Consider the following 17393-nt stretch of genomic DNA (forward strand, 5'->3'; position numbering starts at 1 on the left):
AGCCTCCTATCCTCCAACACCACATTATACCGTAAAATAGATTTTTTTTCAAAGACTACTTATTCCGAAATGCCTAAAATTTCCTTGATTTCAGCAAGTGTCAAACTAGATTTTGGCACATCCCCGTCCAGAACATCTTTGATTAAATGGCGCTTGTTATCTTGCAGAGCCAGAATTTTTTCTTCAATGCTTCCTTTGGTAATCAGACGATAGACTTGAACAGGTTTATCTTGTCCCAGCCGATGTGCCCGCCCAATCGCTTGTAGTTCGACGGCAGGATTCCACCACAGATCAACAAGGATAACTGTGTCTGCACCAGTGAGGTTGAGACCAACACCACCAGCCTTTAATGACATCAGAAACACATCCCGACTGCCTTTATTAAATGCGGTCGTCATTTCTTGACGTTCCCTTGGTGGCGTTGACCCTGTCAGAATGTAGTTGCTCAGACCTAGTTCTTGTAATTGCTCTTCAATCAAGGTCAACATGCCTCTGAATTGAGAAAAGATTAAGACCCTATGTCCGTTCTCTTTGAGTTGGACCAGTAAGTCTCTAAGCCCATCAAGCTTGCCACTACTTCCTTCGTAAGGCATGAACAGCTGCGGCGTATTGCAGATTTGCCTCAACCGTGTAATTCCTGATAAAATCTCAATTTTATCTCTAGCAAATTCTGCCTGGCTGGTTTGAAGCACCCTCTGCTGCATGCGTTCCAGCTGTGCCAGATAAATGGTTTTCTGACCATCACTCATGTCGTTATGATAGGTGATTTCAGTCATATCTGGCAATTCAGGAAGAACCTCTTCTTTCCGACGACGTAGCAAAAACGGACGAATGATGCGTGCGACTGCCTGTGCAGACAGCTGATTAAATTGGGTCTTACTTGTAAATAAGCCAGGTAAAACAATCTGAAATATCGACCAGATTTCTAACAAGCGGTTTTCAATCGGTGTGCCAGACAGGGCAAAGCACCTCGAAACCGGAAAGTCTCTCAGGGCTTGCGCAATCTTGGTTTGACTATTTTTCAAGACCTGTGCTTCATCTAAAATCAAGTAGTCAAAATGATAGTCCTGATAAGTCAGCAAGTCCTGACGAAAACTATGATAGGAGGTCAACAGCACAGCATCCTGCTGTCTGATGCTGGCTTCTCTCTGAGCCTTAGTCCCCTGAACCACACTGACGGCTACCTCCGGCAAAAACTTGGCAAACTCTTCCTGCCAGTTATAAACCAAACTAGAAGGCGCTAAAATGAGTGCACGCTGACCAGCACACAGCTGTCTCGACAAGAAAGCAATGGTCTGCAAGGTCTTGCCAAGTCCCATGTCATCAGCTAAAACACCGCCAAAACCATAATGATCCAAAACAGACAGCCACTGCACGCCACGTTGCTGATACCCTCGTAAGGTCGCAGAAATAGGAAGTTCTCCCAACTCAAAAGTTTCAGGATGCGAAAGATGAGTCGTCATGGCTTGCAATTCATCAGAAAAAGTGACCTTATCATAACTGGACAAGGCATCTTTAAGTTGAAAACTAGCAAGGTTAGACACTTGAAACCGGCTCTTATCAAGGTGCTTAGCCCGCAAATTTAACAACGTCTGTGAAATCCGCTTAATCTCATCGTCGAATACCACCACTTGACCCGAACGGCTAATAAAATAAGGCTCTTGCTCTTGAAGACTGATGACCGCCTGTTCAATGTCAGTCGGGCTAAGGTCAGAAAAATCAAAATTGACCTCTAGCAAACCACCAGCCCTCTCCAAAGCAATACGTGGTCTAACCACCTGCCACAAGGCCTCAACATCTGGTGACAAGGTCACCTGCCCCAAGCGGCGCAACTGCGGTAGTTCTTGTTCAAAAAATTGATAAAGTTCAGCTTGTCTGGGCAGAGCTCGATAACTGCTAAAAGTTGGCGCAAAGCCTAGCCTCACCAATGTTCTATCAATCTCTCGCTTCTTTTTAGGGTGACTGGTAAATGGCAGAGCCATAAACTCAGATTGTTCCTTGACTACTAGCTCATCATAGTGTAGAACAAGGTCTAGTCTCAGTTGATGATCCTCTTGAGTGATGATAAATTCTGGTTCAAAATCTTTAATAGCAAATGAGAGCGGTGCCTGGACAGGTCCCAAGGTTGAAAAATCAAATAAATGTTCTGCCAGTCGTCCTTGCTCGGTCAAATCCATAATCAAGGTTTTATGCCAGTCTGCTCCGATAGGTAAACTGCTAAGCGCCTTGAACAGGCGTTGCTGACTATCAGTTAAGGCGTAAAAAACACCCTCACGATAAAGGTACTGTCCCTCAAATAGGGAAAGATCATAGCGTTCTTTGATGACCAGTCCTATATGATCAAGCTCTAACCTAACCTCGAATTGAAAGAGCTCATGCTCAGCTGCCAAAGGCTTCAAGCTAGGTTGCGTTAACTCTTGACCTGCTAAGAGGGTTAATGAAAAGGAAGATAGTTTTCCAAGTACCTCTAGCCCTTCTGCAAAAAATCCACCCGGCAAAAAAAGATGGCGACCATAGGTTGGGAAGAACGTTGAACTGTCACTGGAGGCCAGGCGATTTAAAAAGCGCAACACTTCTTGGCTGGCTGAATCAAACCAGCCCGTGCTTAGTTGCTCATAGTAATTCTTACCGATTTGGTAATGTTTTTGATCACGCACCAGACTGAGAAAAGCTGGAATATCACGAATCACATAGGAGCGCTGGTCGGGTAAGCGCTGAATTTTAAGCGTCCATAGCAACTGCTGACCATACGGCCGCTCTCCGATGACTGACAAGCAATACTTATTCTCTTCATGCGGAAGTTCCTCTAATTCATCTAAAAAACGACTGGCAAAAAGATACTCTGAACGGCTCTGCTGAGCAGTCTCCTCAACTTTGGGTGCCGCTTCAGATAGTAGATGGTGTTTCACAAAATGCTCCGCACCTGCCAAATGAGCGCAATACCCTTTAGTCGCAAAGAAATCACAATTACAATGATTGAGGTAGTCATCATCAGCGTAAGTTACCTCAGCATCTCCCACCATCAGTTGATGGCTTTGTTCATTACTATCCTGTAGCTGAACTTGACCAGTTTGATAAAGGGCGACCCCTTCTTGTCTGACCCAGCTTGGCATCAACTTTGCCATCTTGACCTCCAAAAACTTAATTATCTATTATATCACAAATTCGACCATTTTATGGTAAACTAACCTTGATAAAAGATTTTTTTTTAAAGGAGAGCAAGATGCAAAAGGTCAGATTACTTGTAGCAGGTCGGGTGCAGGGGGTTGGGTTTCGTTATGCCACTCAGGCGCTAGCCATGGAAATTGGCGGTATTTATGGGCGGGTCTGGAATAATGACGATGGTACTGTCGAAATTCTCGCTCAGGCTGAAGAACATCACGAATTACAGCGATTTATTCACGGGATTAGAAACAATCCTTCACGCTTTGCTAAGGTAACTTATGTCGATGTCACACCTGTCGCTTTTTCAGATTATAGCGATTTTCGAGTGAGTAACTGAGTGTCCCTCGTCACAAACTGACGAAATACTACCTAAACTGTTGAGAATTTTTTCAAAAAAAGGTAGAATGTTATGGTATCACAAAAAAGCAAAGGAATACATGATTTTGAAAAAACATCGACTCTTACTCTCGGGTTTAAGCCTGAGCCTACTTATGCTCCTAGCTGGGTGTGTCAACACTGTGAATGGCGTCCCTACTAAGGATGATCCGATTTGGAATTATCTCGTTGCCCCAATGGGAGATGTTATCCGCTATTTTGCGGTTGATAAGGCACTCGGTTTTGGGATTGCGATTATCCTTGTGACCATCTTGGTGCGTGTCTTGATCATCTTGCCTCTTGGACTTTATCAGTCTTGGCAAGCCACTTATCAGGCTGAGAAACGTAACTACTTTAGCCATGTTTTTGAGCCATTAAACAAGCGCCTAAGAGAGGCTGAGACCAACGATGAAAAGTTGGCCATCCAGACCGAAATCATGGCGTTAAACAAAGAATACGGTCTCAGTCTCTTTGGCGGCATGGGATGCTTACCGATTCTGATTCAAATGCCATTCTTCTCTGCCCTCTTCTATGCTGCACGCTATACAGAAGGCATCAGTGGCACGAGTTTCCTCTGGTTCCGCTTGGATCAGCCAGACCTGATTTTGACCGCAATCATCGCCGCACTTTACCTTTTGCAAGCTCATCTGTCTCTAGCAACTGTTCCTGAAGAGCAAAAAGCTCAAATGAAAACAACCATGTACATGATGCCAATCATGATGGTTGGATTCGGTTTTACGTCTCCTGCTGGGGTCCTTCTCTACTGGTTAGTCGGTGGTGTAATTGCTATTTTCCAACAACTTCTGGTTACCTATATAATCAAGCCACGCCTAAGAGCTAAAGTCGAAGAAGAATACCGACTCAATCCTCCGAAAGCCTACAAGCCCAAAACAGCAAAGCCAGCTACACCATCAAAAGATAGCAAAGAAGCCCCTAAAGCTATCACTGCTAATGTGGACAATAAAAAGCGTAATGCTGGTAAGCAAAAACGCCGCTCATAGTATAAAAAACTGGATATTTAGTCCAGTTTTTTTGATATTTTTTTAACTTTACGCATCAGTCGCTCTGCTATGTGACCTAAACTATAAGCTGCAGGTTGGGTTAACAAGGAAACATAGACGAGAACATACTGACTTTTTGTCTCCCAGATGAGGTGAAAAAGAACACCGCCAATAAAAAAGAGGAAGGGAAGGTACTCAAAGAGACGAAGGGATCTACCTGCTGTCTGCCGTGAGCGACATAGCCAATAAACAGCTGCCAGACTGTAGACCAGCCACAACCAGACCCCTCCCAAACGATTCAGCACGGCATAGCCAGTGCCCTCCTCATAAATGCTTTTTAGCAAGGACGTATGGGTATACTGACCACGTACCGTTAAGGGTCCTGTCCAAATTGACTGGAAGGTCGGGTCTAACCAGGTCGAGTGAAATTTGTCTCTAAAAAATTTTGAAGCATAACCAGCATCAGATGCCAGCCGACCAAAGGCTTGTTTCAAATCCGTTTGAGCTTTTTCTTTTGCTAATGTTTGATCATAGCCGACTTTTTTTAATAAGTTTGTGTTATAAGTATTCCACCAGCCACCAACAGCACCCTTGGGGTCTTCTTGCAAGCCCATCGTGACATAGGCTAGTTTTGGAACCCCTGGAGATAAGGGCTGACCAATCGCCGTTTCATAAGAAAAGGTTAGCAATTTGCTTAGTAGAAAAAAACTGACCAGCAGAGCAAGCGGTAATTTGAGGTAACGTTTGCTAAGAGTTTTACCATAGGCCATCAGCCACAGAATGAGCAAGGCAATCAAGAAGATTTGATAGTTATTCCTAACGATTCCAGCAAAGACTGCCATCAAAATGCCTAAAATTGCCCAAATTAGACGATGAGATTGCTGGTCTTTGAGGAAAAAATAGGTTGCAAGCACAATGAGAAATGCGCCAGGTATTGCCCCATAAGCAAACAGAATAAAGAAAAACTGGGGCAAAAAGGCAAAGGACAAGAGTATCAGATAATTTGTCACAAGACCCTTGTGATAAAGCTTATGGCAAATTGCAGCTTGAAGCCCAAGGGTCGCTAGCACTAAGATGAGATTGATTCCGAAAATAAAACGTGGGCTAGATGAAAATAAGAGATAAAATCTTTCCAAAGTAACTAGCCCCAGTTGATGAGGGTGTAGGTAGAGGTAAGCCCCTTGCTTGGTAAGAGAAGAAAAGTCCCCTTGGTTCATAGCAAAAGCGGCTTCAAAAACTCGTTTGGCATCAGCCCGAATTACTGAATCGACATGGCTAATCAAACCATATCCAGCTAGTAGATAGAGGAGCGCACACCCAAAAAATAGATGATGGGGTGGTATCTTTTTGAGCAAAGGCGCTAGAGCAATCAAAAGAAGCAAACCTACACCCACCTCAATCAACACACTTGGTTGTTGTCGAATGAAAATCATATCCTCCAAACGGGTCAAAGGCATATAGGCTTGAAGTCGTAGGAGCTGGACAGACAAATAGAATAAGAGAAGAGCAGATATGCCAATAATGACTGCTTGAATGAGCCTAGCCACATAACGATTAAAGCTCTGCCACATTACAACAGTTCCTCAATCAAATCAGCCATCTCGTCTTTTTCCACTTGAGGTGTGATGGTAGTCAACTTAATCCCAGCCACTGCACGCTCGACCAGACCATTGACATCCAGACGTGCCTCATACTGCTCGGCATTTTTGAGTTTGGGATTGGTCTTTGGACGGTCTGGAGCGAAAATAGTACAGCAATCTTCAAAGGGCTGGATAGAAATATCAAAAGTGTCGATTTTTTGCGCCAATTCGATGATTTCCAGCTTGTCCATGGTCACAACAGGACGGATAACAGGCGTATTGGTCACGGCGTTGATGGCGACCATGCTCTCCAGAGTCTGACTGGCCACCTGTCCCAGACTTTCCCCATTGATGATGACCATACCACCACGCACCTCACGAATACGGTCGGTAATCCGCATCATAAATCGACGGGTCAGGGTCATCAGGTAGGCTTCGGGTGCCTTGTCCTTAATTTCCTCCTGAATCTCTGTAAACGGCACTTCAATAAAGGTGATGTTGCCACCGAACTTGGTCAGCTTGCGCGTCAAGTCGTGCGCTTTCTTGAGCGCACCTGGGCTGGTGTAGGGTGGACTGGCAAAGTGAACCGCCTCAATCTCCACCCCCCGCTTGAGCGCCAGATAGCCCGCCACAGGGGAGTCAATCCCGCCCGACAGCATGAGCATGCCCTTGGGCGATGTCCCCACAGGCAAACCGCCAGCTCCCTTGACTTCCTCATGAGAGATGTAGGCCGCTTCCTCGCGGATTTCCACCTTGAGGGTCACATCGGGGTGTTTCATTTGGGCTTTGATGGATGGCAGAGCGGTATAAACGGCATCTCCCAGAGCCAGATTGAGCCCATAACTATCCAGTTCAAAACTGTGGTCACTGCGCTTGCTGGCAATCTTAAAGGTCATGCCCTCACGGTAAAGGCCTGTCATGATAGCGACGACGGCGTCTTTGAGAGCTGAAACGGATTTCTCGACCTTGTAGACAGGGGAAAAGGCCTGGATGCCGAAAATCTGTTTGAGCGATTCAGCCACAGGCTCGTAAGCTGTCCCATTGAGGTAAACGTGCCCACGGTCACGGTCAGCCTTGACCACAACCTCCGGGTACACGGACAGAACATCAGCGATGTTCTTACGAAGTTTGTTGATGAAACGCATCTTGTTTTTGCCCTTGGTGGACAACTCACCAAAGCGAATCATGATTTCTTGATACTGCATGTGTCTCCTTTACTTGGACGGCTTAGCGTCTCACTTTCTTGGTCTTATCGTAAATCTGTTTGAAAATGGTCAAAAATTGCTCCACTTGCCCCATGTCGTTGTGGGTATCGAGACTAATACGGACAGCGGTCTGGGCGTCTCGAACAGGCACACCCATAGCAATCAGGGTCCCAGCTGGCTGACCAGCCTTGGAGGAGCAGGCTGAGGTCGTCGATAGGTAAATTTCATGTTCTTCAAAGGCATGAACCGTGACTTCGCCACGAACCCCCTTGATGCCAAAGGTGATGATGGACGGTGAAAACCGCTCATCTGTCCCTGAAAAGAGACGAACATCCTCAAACTGGCTCAAAGCGCTATGCAGGACGTCTCTCATCGCACGCACCTTGACACGCTGGTCATGGTCATTTTCCAGGGTCAATCGCAGAGCTTTAGCTGTCGCTGCGATGGCTGGCAGGTTTTCCGTCGTTGAACGCAGGTCACTCTCCTGACCACCGCCTGTTAAAAGCGGTGCAATCCGCTTACCAGACTTTTTATAGAGCCATCCGACACCACGTAAACCGTGAAATTTATGACTGGAGAAAGAGGCCAAGTCCACACGGTCTGTCAGCACATCAGCCATATCACGCTTGCCAACCGCCTGCACGGCATCCACATGAAAGGTAATCCCTGGCTTATCCGCCAAAAGGTCGGAGATGGCTGAGATGGGTTGGATAGCTCCAATTTCATTGTTAACTGCCATGACGGATACCAAAATAGTATCCGGTCTGATAAGGGTTGAAAGGGCTGAGAGGTCAATCAATCCAGCCTTGTCCACAGGGGCATAGCTCACCTCAAAGCCCAAGGTTTCCAGCCATTTGGCTGAGGTCCGCACCGCAGGGTGTTCTACACTAGACACGATGAGGTGCTTCCCAAAACTGCTCTTTTCAAGGGCAGTCCCCTTGATGGCCCAGTTATCACTCTCCGTCCCTCCAGAAGTGAAAAAAATCTCCTCTGGCAAACAGCCTAACAGCTCGGCTATTTGGCGTCTTGACGCCTCAAGCAACCGCGTCGCCTGACCGCCCAGACCATGAAGGCTAGAGGGGTTCCCGAAAATCTTAGTCGCGACCTGCTGATAAGTCGCCAGCGCCTCGGGATAGGGCTGGGTCGTCGCGGCATTGTCAAAATAAATCACGTCGTCACTCGTTTCTATCAAAATTAAAGATGGACTGTTAAAAGGAGCCAGCACGGTTCCTCCTCTTCTATCAGCCTGAATAAAGCAGAACCTGTTCTCTAGCCGTTAGAGGCCGACTGTCGGTAGCTCAACAGTAGCAACATCCCCATAAGACCTTGGTAAATCAGAAAAAAGAGGATAAAACAAGCCAGGAAAAACTCGGCGGGTAGCACCAAAATCACTGGATCAGTCGTAGGGTTAAACAACCAAGAACTGTCTCCAGGAAAGAGCAAGGTATGAAAAAGAGTGAAAAAAGTTTCAAATCCAACAACCATACCCAGCCCTGCGATAAGCACAGGAAAAAGCATAGCTCCCAAAAAGATCTGTCGATAAAAAATCAGTTCCCTATCACGCATTGCTTGGGAGAAAAAGCGCACCGCAGGATAAGCTAAACCGATAAAGACTGCTTCTGCCAGCAAGAACAAGTGTTTAACATCTGCAAAATGCTTGGCACCGCTAGCAGACACAGGAAAATCAGCCATGACAAGTTCCTGCTTCAAGGGGTGAAGCAAATAGGTCATCAACTGGTTAAAATTTCCCAAGAGTTCCTGCTCAGACAGGGCAACTACTGAGGTCAACTCAAACTGCTTAATCGCTAAGGGATAAAGCACCCAAGCTAAGCCAATGGTTAAGAGCACCATAAGCGCCAGCAACCATAATAGACCAATAAATACTTGTCCTCTAGTTCTCATCAAAATCCCACTCCGCTAAACTATTGAGGACATAGGTCGGTGCCAGTGGCAAATCAGCCACCTCCTCAGGCTTGGTGAAGCCTGTCAACACCAGCAAAGTATCAATACCATGATCAATCCCCGCCCGAATATCGGTCAAGTAATTATCACCGACAACGATGGCTTCTTCTCTCGCCACTCCGAGACGCGCCAGGGCTCTGTTCATGATAATCGCATGTGGCTTACCAACAAAGGTTGCCTCAACACGAGTTGCTAACTCCAGAAGGCGGGTGATCGTCCCACCGCCCGGCAAGAGCCCACGTTCAGTTGGAATATTAAGGTCAGGGTTAGTTCCGATAAAGGTTGCTCCCTTTTGAATGGCTAAGGTCGCCGTCACCAGCTTGTCATAGGTTAACTCTGTATCCAGTCCGACAACCACGTAGGCTGGCGCTTCCGTTTCCTCCACGTAACCTGCCTCAAAAATCGCTTGTTTGAGACCTGCTTCGCCGATAACATAGACCGTCTTGTCCTTGCCCAGCTCATTCATGTAGTCAACTGTCGCCAGGCTTGCCGTGTAGATTTGTGCCACATCTACCTCCAGCTCACACTGGTCGCGCAATAGTGCCTGTACCGCCTCAGGCGGACGGGTGGTGTTATTGGTCACAAAAAGGTGGGGAATCCCTCGCTCTTGCAACTGGCGGACAAAAGCCTCACCAGCAGGAATCCTCTCCTTACCTCGATAAATCGTTCCATCCAAATCAATCAAATAGCCTTTATAGGTCATGGTCTTCCTTTCTTTTTTCTATGGTATCATCGCAGAGCTGCCCAGTCGGTTATTAACTCGTTTGGTGCAGAAGTCGATTAGTAAATTCATACTGCCAGAATGTCATCTGAACCAAGGAGGGGTAACTATCAATCACTGCTAAGGTATATGAAACTGGTTTAATCATCACAACCAACGCTCAACCAACAGACAACCTAGTTTGTTAATGATTTTCCAACTCTACCTGTAGCTGAGGCCATTTATCTGTCCAATTTTTTGAGGATACACGCTGGCGATACAGTGCTAGACGCTCTGGGTGAGCCACAAAATGCGGAGTTGGTCTGACCATAAAGTTCACTATATCTTCTAACCCATAGGGAGCAAAAATCTCTAAGTCACCCTCCAATAACCGCACCGCAATCGCTGTACAGCGTTCGGGGTACTTACTGATAGCATCACAGCTGCTCTGATAAGGGGCTGTGTGGGGACTATGCTGGTGCATGAAGGCTTGATTTTTGACCTCCCAGTGATAGGCTGGGTAGCGGGTGTGCAACTGGGCTTGCAGGTGATTGACTTCTTCCTGAGTCCCTTTAGGGTCAAAAAAGACAACATCCAAGTCTGTCTCCCTGTCAAAGAGAGGACGACCGCTCAAATGGTTCCACATCGCGTTGCGAACTGCACCAGCTGCCAGCCAGCAATCTGGCAACCCCAGCTCTGCTATTGCCCGCAAAACACACCTCATCTCCTCGTCTGATAACAAAAGGACAGTTAGTTCTTTTGGTGTCATCATTTTCCCCTTTTCTGATTAATATATATCGGGTCGGTCAGCCTTAAATTCAAGATACTCACCTTCCTGTATGTCCTTTGGAATGGTGTCTTCCATATCAAATAAAAACTCCCCCACCTGAATCAGTTCTTTGTGCCGATCTACTAGCTTGCCGACAACAAAATGTTCCCAGTTACCGAGATGCTTTAGAATGGGAAAATCAACATCGCTGCGTTCAACGTCATCCGTCATCAACCATGTGATTGGACCATCATCGTAGACATCCCCGATTTTACCATAATAAGGCCAGGCAAAGCAGCAGCAAACAAATGTCCCATCCGTCAACCAGACCTCTGCACCTCCCTCTGGGTCACCACCGATAAGTTCAACACCCTTTACCCAAATCATTCATTCCTCCTCAATCAAACACCGTTTCCCAGTGATCCGCCTGATGAGCTTCATAACAGAGGGCGATCTGCTCTGCGGTGGTCTTATTGACCGAAAGATTTGGCAAGTCATCTAGGGCAAAGTAGCCACTAGCCAAAGTTTCGCTGTTGGCGACAAACTGACCACCCAAACTCTTGCAGAGGAAAAAGATCTTGGTCACATGGTGAGCTGATCGGCTAGGTTGGTTCTTGTGCTTATCAAGCACTGCAACCAATCGGTAGGCGACCACATCTAGTCCTGCCTCTTCTTTGGCTTCCTTGACCGTGTTGTCCATGGGCGACTGATTCACATCGCACCAGCCTCCTGGCAAACTCCATAGCCCATCTGCTTCCTGCACCAGCAAGATTTTCCCCTCTTGGAAAATAGCTGCGCGGGTATCAAGCTTGGGGGTCTGGTATCCTGTCTCGCTGGCAAAAAGATCCCTTACCACCTCTAACGGTTGACCTGACGGCTCAACCAACATCTCTGCTGCCATCTGACGGATTTCCTCAAACCGTTCCTTGTCAAAATCGTTGGTTGTATAAGCCAGACCATTTTGTGCCAAGGCCTGCAAGCGCACTGCCCAGCTTAACCACTTGTCCTCACTGGTCATCACGCACCTCCCAGTCTATCATAGCCTGTGTTGACAGACCGTCTTCTGTTAGCAAATCATGACGACTGGTTAAGTTTGTCAACTGGCTAGCCACTTGCACGTTCTTGCCATAATGGACTTCCTTGCTGTACTTGATGATAAGACGCTTAGGAGTATGTTCGTTCAGAAATTCTCGTCCCAGACTTTCGATAAACCAATCAATGTACTTGCTGTTGTTGACATGACCATTCATATCTAAGTCAAAATAGGTGACTTGTCTATCTGTAACCACAGGGTCGGTCAGCTCTGCCATTTTTTCCCCACGACGAATAGCCTTGATTTTGTCAGCTCCAAAGGGTGCAACCACCTCGTCAATCACAGCATGAACCTTACGGGTCTGGGCATCCATGAGGACAAAACTACATAAGAGAGACACCAGCAACTGACCAGTCTCGTCAAAAATCCGAAACTCCCGATAGCAAAAGAGCTTGTTGTAGCTGACTGCCTCTGTCTCGATGGTGATGTTCTCCGCAAAGACAGGCAGACGCTCAATCGTAAACTGGTAGTCTGTCACTACCCAAATCAGACCGTATTCATCTAAAATCCGTTGATCACTCCAACCCAGACTATGGGCCTGCCAGCCTGAAACTTCCAGAGATTTATTAACCAGATGAGACAGCTTGACCTTGCTGGTCACATCCGCCTCGTAAAAGGGAATGGTGTGCTCTTGTCTATAAATTTTTCCCATCTAGTCCTCCTTGTCTAAAATAAAGCGTTCTGCTACGGTATCACCCAGAAAGAGCCCTTTCTGGGTCATGCGCAGACGGTCACCATCTAGTTGAACCAGTCCTTCCATCTGCAAGTCACGGACCACCTGACCGTAGATGGTTTCAAAACTAGTCTCAAACTTACGCTCGAAACGGGAAATGGAGACGCCAGTTTTTTTACGCAATCCGAGGAAAAATTCCTCCTCCATCTGCTCGGTTTTGGTTAAGACCTCCTCCGACAGTCTAGCGTTACCCTCAGCCACAGCTTTCAAATAATGCTGAATTGGACCTCGATTACGGTAACGGATACCGTCCAAATAGCCAGACGCCCCAGCCCCACAACCGAAGTACTCATCATTGTCCCAGTAGACCAGATTGTGTTTGCTCTCAAAACCAGGCTTGGCAAAATTGGCAATCTCGTAATGGTCAAAGCCTGCCTTCTTCAGTTCTGATAAAATATAATCAAACATCTCTGCTTCGGTATCCTCAGTCGGTAGATTGAGCTTGCCACGACGCATTTTGTTCATAAAGACAGTGTGGTGCTCCAGTATCAAGCTGTAAAGACTAAGGTGAGGGATGTCCAATGCCAAAGCCTTGGCCACATTTTCCTTGACATCGTCTAAGGTCTGACCAGGCAGGGCATAAATCAAATCGATAGAGATGTTATCAAACCCAGCCGCCTTCAAACTGTCAATACTTTCATAAATCTGGGCTTCATTATGGCTACGACCGATTTTTTTCAGGTGTTTGTTGTTGAAAGTCTGAACGCCCAAAGAGACCCGATTAACTGCCGAATGCTTCAGCACAGCGATTTTATCCGCATCCAAGTCACCAGGATTAGCCTCAATGGTAAATTCCTCCAGCATGGACAAGTCCAAGTGCTTGGTCAGCTCCGTCAAAACATAGTCCAGCTGCTGAGCAGTGATAGCTGTCGGTGTACCACCACCCATATAAAGGGTTCGGAGATGCTTGATGTCGTAACTCTCAAACTCGCGCACAAGAGCCCGCAGATAGTCGTCCACAGGCTGATTCTGGATAAACACCTTAGAAAAGTCACAGTAATAACAAATCTGAGTACAAAAAGGGATATGCACATAGGCAGACGTCGGTTTGTTCATTTTTTTATTGTACCACTTTTTTGGAAAAATCGCAGAGCTAAATTCTCAACTCACTGAAGAGCTGATAAGAAAAAGAGAAGGAACGTGAGACAAAAATCGGTAATTCTTTAGAATGCGATTGTCCCTCACCTCCCTAATTTTAGGCTTCAGGCTGAAACAGTCCATTGGACTATTTTTGACACTTGCGCCGCAAGTGTCATTTCCCGATTAAAAAGGTCTCCCAGACCTTTTTAGCCCACTTCCGCATCGCTCAAATAGTCAGAGAAGTGACTGATTAACGTTTGAAATTTGAGGCTGGAACAAAAGTCCCAGCCTCATTTTTGAATTACTCCAACCCAATCTCCGCACGTACAACATCAGCGATGGTATCCACATAGTAGTTCACCAACTCATCAGTCGGCGCCTCCGCCATGACACGAAGCAGGGGCTCAGTCCCACTCGGACGCACCAAAATCCGTCCATTACCTGCCATTTCTTCTTCCATCTTGGTGATAATGGTGGCAATAGCAGGCACTTCCATCGCCTTGTCTTTCATACTATTATCCACACGGATATTAACCAATTTCTGCGGGAAAATATCAACTTGACTGGCTAATTCGGACAAGGATTTGCCTGTTTCAGCCATGATTTTAGTCAGCTGGATGGCAGTCAACTGTCCATCACCCGTGGTGTTATAATCCATGATAATGACATGTCCAGACTGCTCACCGCCCAAGTTATAACCACCGCGACGCATTTCTTCAACCACATAACGGTCACCAACAGCGGTCACCGCTTTGTCAATACCTTCACGTTCCAAAGCCTTATGGAAACCAAGATTACTCATCACGGTCGTCACAATTGTGTTTTGGGCTAACTGACCCTTCTCCGCTAGGTATTTCCCGATGATAAACATAATTTTATCACCATCTACAATATCGCCGTTTTCATCAACCGCAATCAAGCGATCGCTATCACCGTCAAAGGCAAGACCAATAGCAGAGCCTGTCTCACGAACCGTTTGCTGAAGCTTTTCTGGGTGAGTTGAGCCGACACCATCGTTGATGTTAAGCCCATCAGGCTGATCACCAATAACAGTGATTTCCGCATTTAAGTCAAGGAAAATCGAACGAGCCGATGAGTAGGCTGCCCCGTGGGCGGCATCCAAGGTCACCTTCATACCAGCCAAATCGGCTCCAGTAGAAACTAAGAATTTTTCGTACTTTCGCAAGCCCTCTGGATAAGCCACTAAGGTCCCAAGACCCTCAGCTGACGGTCGTGGGAGGTCATCGTTTGGAGTGTCCAAGAGTGCTTCAATTTCAAGCTCCGTTTCATCAGCCAGTTTGAAACCGTCTGACCCAAAGAACTTGATACCATTGTCTTGAGCAGGGTTATGACTGGCTGAAATCATGACACCAGCGCTAGCATTTTCCGTCCGAACCAGATAAGACACTCCCGGCGTGGCTAAGACGCCCAGCTGGTAAACCTCGATACCAACTGAAAGAAGCCCAGCCACCAAAGCGGCCTCCAACATTTCCCCTGAGATACGGGTATCACGTGCGACAAAGACCTTTGGTTGCCCTTCTTCGTGCTGACTGAGGACATAGCCACCAAAGCGACCTAGTTTGAAGGCCAATTCTGGTGTCAATTCAACGTTTGCTTCTCCACGGACGCCATCCGTTCCAAAATATTTTCCCATTTTTCTTATGCGGTAACCCGCTTCTCACTTTCTTTTTGTTTTTTGTTTCCTAACTCATGCCATATTTGTTATGGAAAGGTTTGATCACTACTTTTTGGTCACTTTCAGTTTAACGTCGATAACTTCTGGCGTTACTTTGACCCCTTCAGCAGATAAGGTTAAGGTTTTTCGCGTATCTTTCTTGATATCAGAAATATCAATCGTTACTAAAACGCGATCTGTCTCATCTAAGGCTTCCTGACTGCCTGAAATAATCACCTCACTGAACCCTAATTCATAATTGATATGAGACAGACTACTATCCAGTTGCCCAGTTAGCTCAACAACCAAAGGAACTGTTTTGGTTAATTTTCGCAAATTAACTGTTAATTCCGCTTTCGCAGGGGTGATAATTGCCGGCAAAATCGTGCCTTGCTCAGAAACAGCTTGCAAGGTGACCGATTCTTTAACTTGGTCTTTTGATAGGCTTGTCTCATCAGGCAGGCTAGCAATCACACGAGCAATCTGACCAATTGTGTTTTCATCACTGGTGACTGCAACATCAGAAACATCCAGACTAGCTGACTCGTATACATAACCTGGCATCACCCGTTCCTCATTAACCACTGCTTCGACAGGGAAATTTTTTGTCACCCGTTTACCGAGCGTAACAGTCATGGTTGCTGGTCGAACTTCAGCGGTCACATCGCTGGGTAAATCCCTCACATCCAAGCTCACTTTAGTGGTGCCTTCAGTCAGTTTGGTTAAATCAGCAACAACCTTAAATTGCCGTGTATCTGGGTTGATTTCAGAATCTAATTTGACACGATTGGTCGATGCCAAATAAACTTCTGCTTCGTAGGAGTAGCCGCTGATAAAATACTCATCGCTATTGTATTTGATATCAATCGGAACATTTTCTAAAGTATGCGTGTAGGTTTCAGTTAACAGGTTGATACGATTGCTGCTGCCATTATAGGCAACTGTTTTTGCAGTTAAAAATAATAGCAGAGCAAAAACTAAAGAAACAACTGCCAAGCCAGAACGTTTTAGAGTAAACCAATTTCTCATCTCATCGCCCTCCCTTGATAACTGTTGTCCAGAAATTGGTAGTTTCTGGTGGTGTAACTAATTTTTCGCGGAGCACATCTTCCAACTCTTCCCAGGTCATATCATGCGTAAAGACATCCTTGTAGGTGAGGGATATGCCTCCTGTTTCCTCTGATACCACGACGGTCATCGCATCTGAGACCTCAGATAGACCAATCGCTGCTCTGTGCCTGGTTCCAAATTCTTTAGCAATGTAAGAGGAATCAGACAAGGGTAGGTAGGATGACGCAGAAGCAATCTTATTTTCTCTAATGATCACAGCCCCATCGTGAAGCGGTGTATTGGGAATAAAAATGTTGATCAAGAGCTGACTGGAAATATCTGCATCTAAAGAAATGCCTGTTGCAATATATTCTTGTAAGGTTTGGGTGCGCTCAATCACTATCAAGCCACCAATACGTCTGGGTGCCATGTACTTGACAGCACTGATGACAGCCGTCACTAAATTTTCCTCATGGCTAACTGTCTGTTGTTTAAGCAGGGATTGAGGTGTTCTGCCAAATTTTTCAAGAAAGCTCCTAATCTCAGGAGCAAAAATGACAACACCCGCAATCACACCGTAGGTCGTCACCTGATTCATCAGATAAGTAATCGTTGTCAAATCCAACAATTCCGCGACAAATCGCAAAAGGATAAAAAGACCGACACCCTGAACCAGCGACATGATTTTTGTGCCAGCTAAAGCTCTAATAAATCGATAAATCAACCAAGTGACCAAAAAAAGGTCAACAAGATTGATAATAATTTCCCACGGGCTGGCAAACAAACTTTCTAATAATTGTTGATCTATCAAACCATTCCCCCCGTCCATCTTCTGTTGTTTCATTATACCATAACCGACACAAAAAAACCAGCTGGGCTGGCTTGTCATCGCGACAGAAGAATAAGAAAAGGCACTGGCAACTGTACATCTGTTACAAGTGCTTTTCAAAGATTCTCAGAACATCAATTTTCGAGACATTGTTGCGTTCATCTAACTGTCATGAC

Annotated in this window: 16 protein-coding genes; 2 read left to right on the top strand and 14 right to left on the bottom strand. The window is 46.1% G+C overall.

The features are described from left to right. Positions 1–59: 59 nt before the first annotated feature. Entirely contained in the window at positions 60–3125 is a 3066-nt protein-coding gene (locus A3GW_RS0107410; RefSeq protein ID WP_018368655.1) for a pilus expression-regulating Snf2 family helicase, read from the bottom strand. A 98-nt stretch (positions 3126–3223) separates the two neighbouring features. Between A3GW_RS0107410 and A3GW_RS0107415 the strand changes: the two genes are divergently transcribed. Continuing rightward, on the top strand, positions 3224–3502 hold the full coding sequence (locus A3GW_RS0107415; RefSeq protein WP_018368656.1) for an acylphosphatase: 279 nt from the start codon (positions 3224–3226) through the stop codon (positions 3500–3502). Positions 3503–3602: 100 nt separating this feature from the next. Further along, positions 3603–4541 carry a membrane protein insertase YidC gene (yidC, locus tag A3GW_RS0107420; RefSeq protein ID WP_018368657.1) on the top strand — a complete coding sequence of 313 codons (939 nt, stop codon included), beginning with the start codon at positions 3603–3605 and terminating at the stop codon, positions 4539–4541. A gap of 17 nt (positions 4542–4558) precedes the next feature. Here yidC and A3GW_RS0107425 read toward each other — a convergent pair whose 3' ends face one another. The 13 genes from A3GW_RS0107425 to cdaA all read right to left on the bottom strand — a co-directional run bounded on the left by A3GW_RS0107425 (position 4559) and on the right by cdaA (position 17217). Then, on the bottom strand, positions 4559–6112 hold the full coding sequence (locus tag A3GW_RS0107425; RefSeq protein ID WP_018368658.1) for a glycosyltransferase family protein: 1554 nt from the start codon (positions 6110–6112) through the stop codon (positions 4559–4561). Further along, a complete protein-coding gene (gene thiI / locus A3GW_RS0107430) occupies positions 6112–7326 on the bottom strand; it encodes a tRNA uracil 4-sulfurtransferase ThiI (RefSeq protein ID WP_018368659.1) in 1215 nt (404 codons plus the stop codon). Before thiI ends, A3GW_RS0107425 begins: the two co-directional genes overlap by 1 nt. 22 nt (positions 7327–7348) lie before the next feature. Continuing rightward, a complete protein-coding gene (locus A3GW_RS0107435; protein WP_026216646.1) occupies positions 7349–8497 on the bottom strand; it encodes a cysteine desulfurase family protein in 1149 nt (382 codons plus the stop codon). A 98-nt stretch (positions 8498–8595) separates the two neighbouring features. Continuing rightward, on the bottom strand, positions 8596–9228 hold the full coding sequence (locus tag A3GW_RS0107440) for a TIGR01906 family membrane protein (RefSeq protein ID WP_018368661.1): 633 nt from the start codon (positions 9226–9228) through the stop codon (positions 8596–8598). Beyond that, positions 9218–9991, bottom strand: a complete 774-nt coding sequence (locus tag A3GW_RS0107445; protein ID WP_018368662.1) for a TIGR01457 family HAD-type hydrolase — start codon at positions 9989–9991, stop codon at positions 9218–9220. The genes A3GW_RS0107440 and A3GW_RS0107445 overlap by 11 nt, the downstream gene beginning before the upstream one ends. A 202-nt stretch (positions 9992–10193) precedes the next feature. Continuing rightward, entirely contained in the window at positions 10194–10760 is a 567-nt protein-coding gene (locus A3GW_RS0107450) for a nucleotidyltransferase family protein (RefSeq protein ID WP_026216647.1), read from the bottom strand. Between the two features lie 15 nt (positions 10761–10775). Then, entirely contained in the window at positions 10776–11144 is a 369-nt protein-coding gene (locus A3GW_RS0107455; RefSeq protein ID WP_018368664.1) for a hypothetical protein, read from the bottom strand. A 10-nt stretch (positions 11145–11154) separates the two neighbouring features. Further along, on the bottom strand, positions 11155–11775 hold the full coding sequence (locus tag A3GW_RS0107460; RefSeq protein ID WP_018368665.1) for an NUDIX hydrolase N-terminal domain-containing protein: 621 nt from the start codon (positions 11773–11775) through the stop codon (positions 11155–11157). Further along, on the bottom strand, positions 11765–12502 hold the full coding sequence (locus tag A3GW_RS0107465) for an acyl-ACP thioesterase domain-containing protein (RefSeq protein ID WP_018368666.1): 738 nt from the start codon (positions 12500–12502) through the stop codon (positions 11765–11767). The genes A3GW_RS0107460 and A3GW_RS0107465 overlap by 11 nt, the downstream gene beginning before the upstream one ends. Then, on the bottom strand, positions 12503–13639 hold the full coding sequence (gene hemW / locus A3GW_RS0107470) for a radical SAM family heme chaperone HemW (RefSeq protein WP_018368667.1): 1137 nt from the start codon (positions 13637–13639) through the stop codon (positions 12503–12505). A 325-nt stretch (positions 13640–13964) separates the two neighbouring features. Further along, on the bottom strand, positions 13965–15317 hold the full coding sequence (gene glmM / locus A3GW_RS0107475; RefSeq protein WP_018368668.1) for a phosphoglucosamine mutase: 1353 nt from the start codon (positions 15315–15317) through the stop codon (positions 13965–13967). A gap of 87 nt (positions 15318–15404) precedes the next feature. Beyond that, on the bottom strand, positions 15405–16367 hold the full coding sequence (locus tag A3GW_RS0107480) for a CdaR family protein (RefSeq protein WP_018368669.1): 963 nt from the start codon (positions 16365–16367) through the stop codon (positions 15405–15407). Between the two features lies 1 nt (position 16368). Next, complete coding sequence (cdaA, locus tag A3GW_RS0107485) at positions 16369–17217, bottom strand: diadenylate cyclase CdaA (RefSeq protein WP_018368670.1); 849 nt, start codon at positions 17215–17217, stop codon at positions 16369–16371. Between the last annotated feature and the right edge of the window lie 176 nt (positions 17218–17393).

It is taken from the genome of Streptococcus entericus DSM 14446, assembly GCF_000380025.1.
GTDB classification, from domain to species: Bacteria; Bacillota; Bacilli; order Lactobacillales; family Streptococcaceae; genus Streptococcus; species Streptococcus entericus.

Coding starts and splice junctions, on each gene's coding strand:
- A3GW_RS0107445 (WP_018368662.1), bottom strand. CDS start 9,991: ATGACCTATAAAGGCTATTTGATTGATTTGGATGGAACGATTTATCGA.
- thiI (WP_018368659.1), bottom strand. CDS start 7,326: ATGCAGTATCAAGAAATCATGATTCGCTTTGGTGAGTTGTCCACCAAG.
- A3GW_RS0107460 (WP_018368665.1), bottom strand. CDS start 11,775: ATGACCAGTGAGGACAAGTGGTTAAGCTGGGCAGTGCGCTTGCAGGCC.
- hemW (WP_018368667.1), bottom strand. CDS start 13,639: ATGAACAAACCGACGTCTGCCTATGTGCATATCCCTTTTTGTACTCAG.
- A3GW_RS0107450 (WP_026216647.1), bottom strand. CDS start 10,760: ATGATGACACCAAAAGAACTAACTGTCCTTTTGTTATCAGACGAGGAG.
- cdaA (WP_018368670.1), bottom strand. CDS start 17,217: ATGGACGGGGGGAATGGTTTGATAGATCAACAATTATTAGAAAGTTTG.
- A3GW_RS0107440 (WP_018368661.1), bottom strand. CDS start 9,228: ATGAGAACTAGAGGACAAGTATTTATTGGTCTATTATGGTTGCTGGCG.
- glmM (WP_018368668.1), bottom strand. CDS start 15,317: ATGGGAAAATATTTTGGAACGGATGGCGTCCGTGGAGAAGCAAACGTT.
- A3GW_RS0107455 (WP_018368664.1), bottom strand. CDS start 11,144: ATGATTTGGGTAAAGGGTGTTGAACTTATCGGTGGTGACCCAGAGGGA.
- yidC (WP_018368657.1), top strand. CDS start 3,603: ATGATTTTGAAAAAACATCGACTCTTACTCTCGGGTTTAAGCCTGAGC.
- A3GW_RS0107480 (WP_018368669.1), bottom strand. CDS start 16,367: ATGAGAAATTGGTTTACTCTAAAACGTTCTGGCTTGGCAGTTGTTTCT.
- A3GW_RS0107410 (WP_018368655.1), bottom strand. CDS start 3,125: ATGGCAAAGTTGATGCCAAGCTGGGTCAGACAAGAAGGGGTCGCCCTT.
- A3GW_RS0107465 (WP_018368666.1), bottom strand. CDS start 12,502: ATGGGAAAAATTTATAGACAAGAGCACACCATTCCCTTTTACGAGGCG.
- A3GW_RS0107425 (WP_018368658.1), bottom strand. CDS start 6,112: ATGTGGCAGAGCTTTAATCGTTATGTGGCTAGGCTCATTCAAGCAGTC.
- A3GW_RS0107415 (WP_018368656.1), top strand. CDS start 3,224: ATGCAAAAGGTCAGATTACTTGTAGCAGGTCGGGTGCAGGGGGTTGGG.